The 11,215-nt window shown below is 40.3% G+C and carries 11 protein-coding genes; 6 read left to right on the top strand and 5 right to left on the bottom strand.

The window, feature by feature from the left end:
* Positions 1 to 112: 112 nt before the first annotated feature.
* The 4 genes from IPH84_09455 to IPH84_09440 form a co-directional block, all read right to left on the bottom strand.
* Positions 113 to 658, bottom strand: a complete 546-nt coding sequence (locus IPH84_09455) for a GNAT family N-acetyltransferase (GenBank protein MBK7173444.1) — start codon at positions 656 to 658, stop codon at positions 113 to 115.
* A 264-nt stretch (positions 659 to 922) separates the two neighbouring features.
* A complete protein-coding gene (locus tag IPH84_09450) occupies positions 923 to 2,485 on the bottom strand; it encodes a citrate lyase subunit alpha (protein MBK7173443.1) in 1,563 nt (520 codons plus the stop codon).
* Positions 2,486 to 2,533: 48 nt separating this feature from the next.
* Entirely contained in the window at positions 2,534 to 3,769 is a 1,236-nt protein-coding gene (locus IPH84_09445) for an HpcH/HpaI aldolase/citrate lyase family protein (protein ID MBK7173442.1), read from the bottom strand.
* 246 nt (positions 3,770 to 4,015) lie between these two features.
* Entirely contained in the window at positions 4,016 to 4,177 is a 162-nt protein-coding gene (locus IPH84_09440) for a hypothetical protein (protein MBK7173441.1), read from the bottom strand.
* Between the two features lie 274 nt (positions 4,178 to 4,451).
* Between IPH84_09440 and IPH84_09435 the strand changes: the two genes are divergently transcribed.
* The 6 genes from IPH84_09435 (at position 4,452) to IPH84_09410 (ending at position 10,507) form a co-directional block, all read left to right on the top strand.
* Positions 4,452 to 5,324, top strand: a complete 873-nt coding sequence (locus IPH84_09435; protein MBK7173440.1) for a hypothetical protein — start codon at positions 4,452 to 4,454, stop codon at positions 5,322 to 5,324.
* Between the two features lie 85 nt (positions 5,325 to 5,409).
* Positions 5,410 to 5,718 carry a DUF5011 domain-containing protein gene (locus tag IPH84_09430; protein MBK7173439.1) on the top strand — a complete coding sequence of 103 codons (309 nt, stop codon included), beginning with the start codon at positions 5,410 to 5,412 and terminating at the stop codon, positions 5,716 to 5,718.
* 106 nt (positions 5,719 to 5,824) lie between these two features.
* Positions 5,825 to 7,783, top strand: a complete 1,959-nt coding sequence (locus IPH84_09425) for an LTA synthase family protein (protein ID MBK7173438.1) — start codon at positions 5,825 to 5,827, stop codon at positions 7,781 to 7,783.
* A gap of 2 nt (positions 7,784 to 7,785) precedes the next feature.
* Positions 7,786 to 8,670 carry a diacylglycerol kinase family lipid kinase gene (locus IPH84_09420; GenBank protein ID MBK7173437.1) on the top strand — a complete coding sequence of 295 codons (885 nt, stop codon included), beginning with the start codon at positions 7,786 to 7,788 and terminating at the stop codon, positions 8,668 to 8,670.
* 29 nt (positions 8,671 to 8,699) lie between these two features.
* Positions 8,700 to 9,038: a translation initiation factor gene (locus tag IPH84_09415; protein MBK7173436.1), complete on the top strand. Its 339-nt coding sequence runs from the start codon at positions 8,700 to 8,702 to the stop codon at positions 9,036 to 9,038.
* A 173-nt stretch (positions 9,039 to 9,211) separates the two neighbouring features.
* Positions 9,212 to 10,507, top strand: coding sequence for a mechanosensitive ion channel (locus IPH84_09410; protein ID MBK7173435.1), 1,296 nt, complete (start codon positions 9,212 to 9,214; stop codon positions 10,505 to 10,507).
* On the opposite strand, the gene IPH84_09405 is transcribed toward IPH84_09410, so the two are convergent.
* Positions 10,471 to 11,211 carry a lycopene cyclase domain-containing protein gene (locus IPH84_09405; GenBank protein ID MBK7173434.1) on the bottom strand — a complete coding sequence of 247 codons (741 nt, stop codon included), beginning with the start codon at positions 11,209 to 11,211 and terminating at the stop codon, positions 10,471 to 10,473. The two genes, IPH84_09410 and IPH84_09405, sit on opposite strands and share 37 nt — an antisense overlap.
* Positions 11,212 to 11,215 lie beyond the last annotated feature (4 nt).

The raw sequence follows: 11,215 nt of genomic DNA, 5'->3' as shown, positions 1-11,215 counted from the left end.
AAATTATATCTGGTCGTATTTAAAAGCAGTTCTGATACTCCTTATGCAATTATTTTCAGGCGTTCCGGCAAAAAAATATTTAAGACCAATTAACTCAATTATTGCAACTGGCTTAATCCTTATTCAAAATTCCATAGATAAACAGATCCTTATATTCGCCCCAATGCCTGACATGTTCCTTGAGATAACCTTCCTGCTTCATCCCTACTTTCTCCATAACACGCCCTGAGGCTTCATTGTTTGAAAAATAATATGCAAATATTTTATGCAGTCCAAGCGATTTAAAACCATAATCAATCAATGCAAAAGCAGCTTCCGTAGCATATCCATTATTCCAATGCTCCTCCCCTATCCAATAGCCTAATTCCGCGTTGGCAATATCCAATTTAAGGGTGAGGCCGATACAACCTATGAGGGTCTTCTCCGGTTTCAGACAAATACCCAGGACTAGTTGCTTTTTCTCAAAAAATTCATTGGAATGAGTACTGATCCATTCTTCTGCTATGCCTTCGGGATAAGGAAATGGCATATAAAGAGTGTTTTCCGCAACCTTGCTATTGCCAGCCATCCGACGAATCTCCCAACCATCACTTATTAGTAATGGGCGAAGAATTAATCTCTCAGTTTTAATAGTAGGTCGGCTATCAGGGAAATCCATCTGAATCAAAAATCAACAGAGAAACGTATAGAAATAGCTTTTATGATACTAAGATACAGAAAAATAAAATCCTCCTCAATCTCTTGATCAGAATACCCTACCTATATACAAAAAATGCATCCTGAAAAATTAAACAAAGTGCTATGAATTAACAATTTACACTATTCAACAAATCCAAAACAAAACGCCCTGCTCCTTTTTCTAAAGAAGCAGGGCATTTACATAATGAATCTCGTATACGTGTATTTAAGAATATAGCATGCTTTATTTTTCAACCCTGAAAACAGAATCGATAACTGTTCCATCCACCCATTTTATGGCAGCAACAATCTCATCAGTTAAGCGCGGTTTTGAGGGCTTACCACAGATTTTCTCAGCTTCGGCTTTCAACTCCTGTATTGTTCGGATGGGTAGGCGGGATCCTTTCATTTTTTCAATGAGGTCGGTTCTGAGGGGATTAATTGCAATTCCTCTTTCGGTTACAATCACATCAATGAGTTCACCGGGTCCGCATATTGTTGTCACATCATCCAAAATAACCGGCATCCTGTCACGGAACAAAGGAACGGGCAGAATCACACATTTTGAAAGCAGGCAGTTCATCCAGCCACCGATCCCGTGTAAAAGGTATCCATCACTGTGAGTAACCACATTTGCATTAAAATGTACATCTACCTCAGTAGCTCCAAGGATTACAACATCCACGAACTGTGCGAAATTACCTTTCCCGTGGTAGTTATAACTGGTAAAAGGACTTGTATTTACATGGCCGGCATTTTCTCTCATCGAACGTACTCCTTCGAGATCAAAGGTCTGTCCATCAAGAATATACTCTACCAGGCCTTCTTCCAGCATTTTCACCAGGTATTTATTGGATCCTCCACGGGCAAAACGCGCTTTAATTCCTCTTTGCCGACACATTTCAGCAAAATAAATTCCGATGCTTAGGGCTGTCCCCCCGGCCCCGGCCTGGAAGGAGAAGCCATCAGTCACAATTCCTGCTTCATCACAGAATTGCGCTGTCATTTCTGCCAGCAGTAAGCGATCCGGACTCTTGGTAATTTCCGTAGTTCCTGATACTATCTTTTCAGGAATCCCAACTTTCTCTACTTTAACAACAAAGTCCACATAGTTCCCCTGAATTTGCCAGGGAATACATGGAAAGGGAACCAGGTTATCTGTTACTACAATTACTTTATCAGCATATTGAGAATCTGCGAGAGCAAATCCCAGCAATCCGCATGCAGCCGGACCCCTGTCGCCGGTTGCATTTCCAAATGGATCTGCTGTGGGTGCTGCAATCACCGTAATATCGATTTTCACATCACCATCCTGGATGGCCTGGTATCTTCCACCATGTGACCTCAGAATACCCAAACCTTTCATTCCTCCTTCAGAAGTAAATTTTCCCAAGGCTCCGTTCATACTGCCTTCAATGTGATGAATGGTACCATCTTCCAGGTACTTAATCAAGGGAGAATGACACTCAAATGAAGCTGATGGAACCCATGTCAGGTCTTTGACCCCCATCTCTGCAGCTATATCAAAAATCTGCACGGCAATAAGATCCCCGTTTCTGAAGTGGTGATGGGTTGAAATCACCATTCCATCCTTTAATCCGGCTCTCTCCAGGGCTTCCCTCAATGACGGAAGTACCTTGTTCCCATCTTCAGGATAATCAGACAAGCTGGAAATGAGAGGGGCATGCTTTCGGCCGGTTGGATGATATTTCCCTACTCCAAGGTAAGGAATAGCATCCTTTCCGTTAATAACCTGTGGAACCGTCCGGCCTAATGCATTGCTAATGAGTTTATCGTATTTTGACATAATAGGAAGTCTTTTTTTTCAAAATCTTATTTAACAATTTGGGATCGATCAATTTATTGATGACAAGAATTCAACTCTCCAATCCGCAGAAAGCTTATTCATGGTGATTGCCAGGTCTATAACCTTCTGGGCCCTTTTAACAACAGGCGGATCAATCATTTTTGTTCCAAGTGATACAACCCCTAATCCTTTCTCGGAGGCAATTATGAAAGCATTGACTATTTTTTTTGCTTTTTCAATTTCTTCTGTATCAGGTGCATAATTATCATGAATGACCCTGATCTGCCGGGGATGAATACAACCCATCCCATCAAATCCCAGGGCTTTCGACCTAATCACATTTTGCTTTAATCCTTCCATATCGGCAACATCACTGAAAACAGAGTCAATAGCCTGTATCCCTGCTGCTTTGCAGGCATTTACCACCATGCTGCGGGCAAAGAAGGATTCAGTGCCTTCCATTGTACGCCTGGTGCCCAGATCGGCAGTGTAATCCTCAAGTCCTATTGCCATTGCAACAACATTCTCCGATTGAGCAATTTCCAGTGATTTCAAAACGCCCAAAGCACTTTCTATAATTGGCATAATCCATATCGGCTGTTTTGCACCAGTCCGTTTTCTGATAAGAGCAATTCTCTCATTTACTGAATTCACCTGCTCAGCGCTCTCACATTTCGGTAATAATATAAGGTTCACATGATGAGGAACAATGAAATCAAGATCATCAAGTCCACGGGGAACCTGGTTAATCCGAACCATCCTTTCTGCACCATAGAAATCAATGTTTCTGAGTGAATTTCTTACGAGGAAACTGGCTTCGTACTTTTTCGCAGGCGCTACCGCATCTTCAAGGTCAAGTATGATCCCATCCGGTTTATGAATTCCGGCATTGATTGCCAGACTTGGTGTGTTTCCGGGTAAGTATAGCCTCGAAAAACGATTTCTGTCGCGTGTTGTGGAATACTCATTCTCAGGGAGCATCGGGAGTAAAAACTCTTTTTCCGTTTTTGTCAGTAACCTTATGGCAGCTTCCATCCGGGCGGCTATAACCAAAGGAAGCGCTCCGCTATCTTCTATAAGAACCTTTGCGTTATCAACACCGAAAAAACTGAGGATCTCACTGATCAGTTTCCTGTTACTTTCTCCATACATGCTTTGAACCTTGCTGATGAGCTCCAGTTCTATACCACCGGTTCCAGTCAATTCAATGGTAACAAAACAATCAGAACGAATTCCCTTTCCTTTATTACCAATGGCTGCCAATTTGTCGGATGTAAACTCCATATGCTTGATTATTATTAAGTTAAAATGAAGCACTACCAGGAAATATTTCCTGATTTTATAAAACAAATTTACGTTTGCTATTCAATTCTACAAACAAATAAAACCATTTTTCAAAAATGATAATTTGAGTAAGACTAAAAAAAGTAAATATCATAATAAGAAACTCTTTCCCACTACAGAGTTAAAAAAAGGAAGCCTAAGGGCTTCCTTTTTTATACAGATAACCAGTACAACTGGTAGTTTTACTTACTGAGCAACAGTAGTATCTGCTGGAGCTGCTGTTGTGTCAACAGGAGCTTCTTGAACTGCTGTAGTATCAGCGGTGGCTTCGGTTTTGTTTTCGCCTGATTTACATGCGACAAATGAGATCATACCAGCAACAGCAAGTAAGAAAAACAGTTTTTTCATGTGTTGTTTGTTTTAAAGGTGGTTAATTTTGACGCAAAAATATATAAATATTAAAGGCTAAAGCAAATTATTTCTAAATTATGTCTATCATTTCTATTTTTTATTTCTTAACAATGACATGGTTAATATCTTTATTATCGGGATACGACTGCCATTCAGCCTATTTAGAAGATTTAACAGCATTTTGGCACAAAAGTTGTTAACTTTGCAGTCGATTAAAAATTCGACCAAAAACCAATTCACACAATTAATAATCATAAATAAAAATCAAGAAATGAAAAAAATCAGCTTATTCTTTGTTGTTCTTTTGGCAGGAGTTACCTTCCTGACTTCATGTACCAAGGATACTACTCCTCCTACTATTAATTTCCTCGGCGGTGCAGGTTATACATCCTCTGATGCTACTATAGTTGCTGGCACAGACATTAAAATTGGAATCACCGCTCAAAGTGGAAGCGCAAAACTGGAAACATTAGAAATTGTTGCAATCCATAGCAATACCCCTGTTCCTGTGCATACTGAAACAATTGATGCCAGTTCCTCAGATAGTTTTTCAAAAGATTATACATTAACTATTGATGAAATCGGTGAAACCAAACTTAATTTCACCATTACAGATAAAGATGGTGAAACAGCTACTGTTTCCCTGACCATCACAGCAACCCAGGTAGACGATGTTACAACTTATACTCAAAAGATCCTGGGTTCATATGACAACTCTACTTACGGCAGTTCTTTTGCATCTGCTGATGGAACAGTCTATAAAATGGTTGATGCAAAAGCAAATTCAGCTAAAATAGACTGGCTATATTTCTATGGTGTAAGCAACATGGCTACTTTAGCTTCTCCAGATGATGTGGATGCCGCTACTATATTTGACGGAACCAGTGGTCTTCAAACCTGGGCTACATTAAACGGAACCCGTTTTAACAAGGTAACCACTGCCGTTGTTTGGGATAACGTTACAACTGCTGCCAATATCGCCGACATTGCAATCAATACCACTGAAACCAAGGCAAACCAACTTCAGGTAGGTAATATTGTTGCTTTCAAAACTGCCGGTAATAAAATTGGACTGATAAAGATCACAGAAATAACCGGAACCGGTGCAGGCACTATCACATATGATGTTAAAGTTCAGAAATAGTTCATTCTGACAAATGCTTTTAAAAGAGGTGCATTCTTGCACCTCTTTTTTTTAAATTTGTCACACCCATTAACCCTGCGTTTGTATGAAAAAGATCCTGTCCATTATTCTGCTGCTATCTCTCACAATAATTTCCTGTAAAAAAGATGGAAAGGCACCGGTAATAACACTCCTGGGCAACAACCCGGCTGAAACAGGAATAGGTTACCCCTATAACGACGCCGGGGCCAAAGCCATTGATGAAGAAGATGGAGATATCTCCGATAAAATCATAGTAAATAGTACTGTCGACACAGGTGCAATTGGGACTTATACAATAAAATATAATGTTACCGACAGTGATGGACAATCCGCACAGGAGGTTACCAGACAAGTCATTGTAAAATATTTCTAGGCTTAAATCCTGGACAAATTGTCAAAGCACATTCCTGACCAAGCCTTCCGGTGCAAGAGTTATAATGGAACTTTATTGACTTAATCTTTGCTACCACAACCGTTGAATGAAACAGCCCGCCAAAAAACAGTTCCTGATTTATAGTGGCAATCCACAGGTAGCATTGATTCTTAGATTATTCGCTTCATTGCTGCTACTGGCATTTAGCCGGACTCTAATCTATTTCTTCAATCCAGGTTTATTCCCGGGTCATTCCTTCGGCTCCATCCTGCAATTATTCCTGGTTGGTTTACGTTTCGATCTTTCAACCGTACTTTATGCCAATAGTCCTGTTATCATATTATTGCTTTTGCCCCTGAAACAGCGGAAGTCTGCCATATATCAGTCAATTACCGGATTTCTGTTTTGTCTTGTGAATATCATTCTTCTGATTCCCAACCTTGTAGATATTGTTTATTATCGGTTTACCATGAAAAGGTTAACAGGGGATATCTTTTCTTATCTTACAGTAGGCATGGAATCAAATTTATGGCTACAATTCGTTAAGGATTTCTGGTTCCTGTTCCTTCTATTTGCCCTATTCATCTTCCTGATCATTTGGATAAGCAAACGCATTAAAATCGTCGCTTCCGTCAACAACTCCAGGAATCGATTCCACTTTGCCGGACAACTATTGCTTACTGTTGTTTTGGGAGGATTGACTATCCTTGGAATGAGGGGAGGCTTTCAATTGAAACCTATTGGCATTATGACAGCTTCAGCCTATGCTGATGCCCAGGATGTTCCTTTAGTCCTGAACTCTGCTTTCACGATTATGAAAACATTCGATCAGAAAGGACTTGATAAAAAGGAGTACTTTACGAATAAGGACGAATTACTCAGTTATTTCAATGCTGAACAAGGATACCTTAAAAATGACAGCCTGGGAAACCCAATTCCTATGCGTAAGAAAAATATAGTGATTATCATCCTGGAAAGCTTCTCCAGGGAGCATATCGGGTACTACAACAAGAACAGTTTACATAAAACTTACCAGGGATTCACCCCTTTCCTGGATAGCCTGTGTGATCACTCAGCCCATTTCAACGGGTTTGCGAATGGTAAAAGATCAATCGAAGGAATCCCGGCGATCATTGGTGGACTCCCCACATGGATGGACCAGGATTATATAACTTCACAATATTCAGCCAATAAAACCAACAGCCTGCCTTCATTACTTAAACCTGAAGGTTACAGTACGGCCTTTTTCCATGGTGGAACCAATGGCACCATGGGATTTGATGCTTATTCAAAATCAACAGGATTTGAACGTTATGCCGGCAGAAATGAATATGGGAATGAAGCCGATTTTGATGGACAATGGGGGATCTGGGATGAGCCTTTCCTACAGTATTTTGCCAGGGAAATCACCGGATTAAAGCAGCCGTTTCTTGCATCTGTATTCACACTTTCATCACATCACCCCTATAAAGTACCTGAAAAATACAGGGGGAAGTTCCGGAAAGGTGCCATCCCTATCCAGGAAACCATTATGTATACCGATTATGCGTTGAAAGAATTCTTTAAGACAGCCAGTAAACAAGCATGGTTCAATAATACAATATTCATTATCACAGCTGATCACACATCAGAAGCCAATCTTCCTGAATATAAAACGAGGGTCGGTTACTATCGAATCCCTATTGTTTTCTTTTCACCTTCTGAAAAATTTGAAGTTAAGAACGAAAAGCTCATGCAGCAAACAGATATTATGCCCAGTATCCTTGACTATTTGGGTTATACGAAACCATTCATTTCATTTGGTTCATCTGTCTTTAGTAACTCCAGCCAGAGATTCAGCCTGTCTCTTTCAGGCAACTCCTATCAACTGATTAAAGGTAACTTTGTCTTGCAGTGGAATGAAGACGGTAAGAAACTGTTATTTAACTATGAGCAGGATCCATTATTAAAATATCCCTTACCATTGCAAAATCATCGGGAAGCGGAAGAAATGGAAATGCTTCTGAAATCTCTGGTTCAGCAATATAATGACCGAATGATTGATAACCGGCTCACGCTCCAATAGATATGACAAAAACAAATATTCTTTTTATTGTGAATCCCAGGGCCGGAATTACCATTAAAAGTAAGTTCCTGATACGACTATTGGCGGGTCAGTACCTGGATAATGAACGTTATAAACCAGAAGTCCAGTTTACAAAATATGCCACGCATGCAACTGAACTGGCGAAAGAAGCGGTTGAATCAGGCATTCCCTTTGTGATCGCTGTTGGTGGTGATGGCACAGTTAATGAAGTGGCCCGTGCACTTATAAACACAAAAACTGCTATGGGTATTTTGCCAACAGGCTCTGGAAATGGCCTTGCCCATCACCTGAAAATTCCGATGAATATCTTCCAGGCTTTAAGGGTAATTAATCGGGGAAATACAAAATACATCGACACCGTAAACCTCAACGATAAAGTCTTTACAAGCATTGCAGGCATCGGATTCGACGCCAAAGTAGCCGAGAAGTTTGCATCCTCTGGCGTGCGGGGACTTATTTCTTATGTAAGGATAATCCTGCAAGAATACCGCACCTATCAACCACTGGATTATCAGATGTTTATTGATGGGCATGAAGTGACCAGGAAAGCATTGATGATTTCATTTGCCAATAGTGACCAATTTGGCTTTCACTCTAAAATCGCCCCCCAGGCAAAAATTGATGATGGATTCATAGATATCTGTGTTGTCACAAAACCTTCAATCCTAAAGGTGGTGTTTTCTGCTCCCAGAGTTTTCTTCGGGACCTTCGGGAAAACAGGTTATGCCGAATACTTCAAGGCAAAAGAAGTTACAATTACCAAAACTGCCGGCAGTAAGGTAAATCTTGATGGGGAAGCATTTCAAATTGATGAAGATGTGCAGATAAACATTAATCCACTGTCACTCAAGATGATTGTACGATAGTTCATAGATCTCCCTAACACATTAATACTATGAGTTCAAAAAATAAAAACGGAGGCATCGTCTACTCAACCAATCCTGATTTCAAATATGCAACAGAGAAAGCAGAAACGGCTACTCTCCCTCCCCAGCAACAGAACCTTAGGGTTATGCTTGATAAAAAACAAAGAGGAGGAAAACAGGTTACGTTGATTACCGGTTATATTGGCAGAGAAGAAGACCTTGAAACGCTTGGTAAATTATTAAAATCGAAATGTGGGACAGGGGGATCTGTAAAGGATGGTGAAATCATAATCCAGGGAGACAACCGCACAAAAATCCTTGAATTCCTTATCAAATCAGGTTACAAAGCCAAGCAAGCCGGTGGGTAGAACTAAGTGATCTAGAGTGAGCTAGAGTGAACTAAAGTGAGCTAGAGTGAGCTAGAGTGAACTAGAGTGAGCTAAAGTGAGCTAGAGTTCCTAAAGTGAACGAAAGTGATTAGATTGAGCTAATATGCTCATTTTCAAATTCTCAAATTCTCAAATTCTCAAATTCTCAATTGATGTTTGTTTCATTAACAGAATCCTTAAGAATCTGGCTTATCAAAGTAGGGATCAGTAGTTCCAACGCTTCGGTAATGGCAGGAATTACTGACTTCCTGATAATAATGGTGATAAGTATTGCACTTTATTATATCACCAAATACATCATCATACGGGTGTTGAAACGAATTGCTTCAAAGACTTCAAGTATTTGGGACGATGTGTTGATAGAGAAAAAAGTTTTTAACCGCCTTGCCTTCCTGATTCCCGGAATCCTGATCTATCAGTCGGTTCCGGCTGCACTGGATGAATTTTCTCCTGCTCTGACTACCCTGGCATTAAAGCTCACGAATATCTACATTATCATCATTTTCCTGATGGTGATAAACTCCTTCTTCAATGCCATTTATGAAGTTTACCAAAAAAGCGAGTATGCCGTTCATCATCCAATCAAAGGCTATATTCAGGTAGGCAAAATTGTGATGTTTATTATCGGCTCTCTATTGATCCTTTCTTATCTCTTTAATCAATCGCCGATTTATATGCTGGGAGGTCTTGGCGCTTTTTCTGCGGTTCTGCTTCTCATTTTCAAGGATCCTATACTTGGATTTGTCGGGGGAATTCAGCTCTCAGCCAACGATATGGTTCGGCAGGGTGATTGGATTAATATGCCAAAATTTGGGGCAGACGGAACTGTAATGGAAATTTCCCTGACAACTGTTAAGGTTCAGAATTTTGACAATACCATAACAACTCTCCCCACCTATGCGCTGGTGTCAGAATCCTTTCAGAATTATCGGGGCATGAAGGAATCCGGAGTAAGGAGAATCAAACGTTCTATCAGCATAGATATGTCAAGTGTACGGTTCTGTACCGATGAGATGCTTGAGAAATTTCGTAAAATTAGCCTGCTCCATAATTATATCAATGAAACCCAGGCTCAACTGGAAAAATACAATAAGGAAAATAGTATTGACAACTCTGTTTCAGTGAACGGAAGACGTCAGACCAATATTGGCGTATTCCGGGCTTACCTCGAAAAATACCTGACTCAACACCCATTGATTCACAATGAAAGCGATCAGCTGGTCAGGCAATTACAGCCTCACTCTACAGGAATCCCCATAGAAATTTATGCTTTTATACAGGAGACGGAATTTATTAAGTTTGAAAATGTACAATCTGACATTTTTGATCACATTCTTGCCATTGTCCCGGAATTTGATCTTCGGGTTTTCCAAAGCCCAACAGGCGAGGATCTCAGACAAAGCCAGGTTGCTTATTGGGAACGCAATGAATCCGGACCCACTGTCTGATTAATTTGATATTTACTTTTCAGGAATTCATAGAGGGTTACGTTCAATAGTAGCATAAATAAGCCATATACCATATCTTCTAAAGGTATGGTACCAAGTCGGATGCCAAGATTCTGACCATCATCATAGTGCACAACCTCTTCCGGTATGTAAGCGCCTGTTAACAAGCCATTTACTATGAAAAATGGAATTAGTGTAACAAAATACATCAGGAAGAAGCGGCCCAGGTACATTGCTTTAAACCAAAAAACATGTAAAAGCAGAAAAAGGCCCGTTGAGATGAAAGTCACAGAGGTATAAAGACGATTCAGGTTAAACAGACCAACAGTCACTAGAATTATCCCCAGAAATAAGGCAATATTTTTGGCATATCTGCCCAGGAGATCTGGTTTTACCAGGTAATTGAGGGAATGATACGTAAAAAGACAGGCATATGGAATCGCGATAAAAAAAAGCCATTCCTCAACAGGAAGATTGCCAATATAATAACCCAGCAGGTAACGGGGGTTGAATCCCCATACTCCGAGCCATGTTTTAAGCATATCCCAGGGAATGAATAATAACATGGTCATCAGCATGGCTGGAAAAAGAAACCGCCATTGCTTATGAAAACGTAAGCGCTTATCAAATGTGGCAATAAACGGAATACTGATGGCTCCGAGGTCAATCAGCAGGTAAAGCCAGTTATCATTAAAAGAAATCATTCCT

The sequence above is a fragment of the Bacteroidales bacterium genome (assembly GCA_016707785.1).
In the GTDB taxonomy this organism is placed as follows: Bacteria; Bacteroidota; Bacteroidia; order Bacteroidales; family UBA4417; genus UBA4417.
Note: the sequence above shows the minus strand (reverse complement) of the source record. Positions and strands in the feature narration are given on the sequence as shown.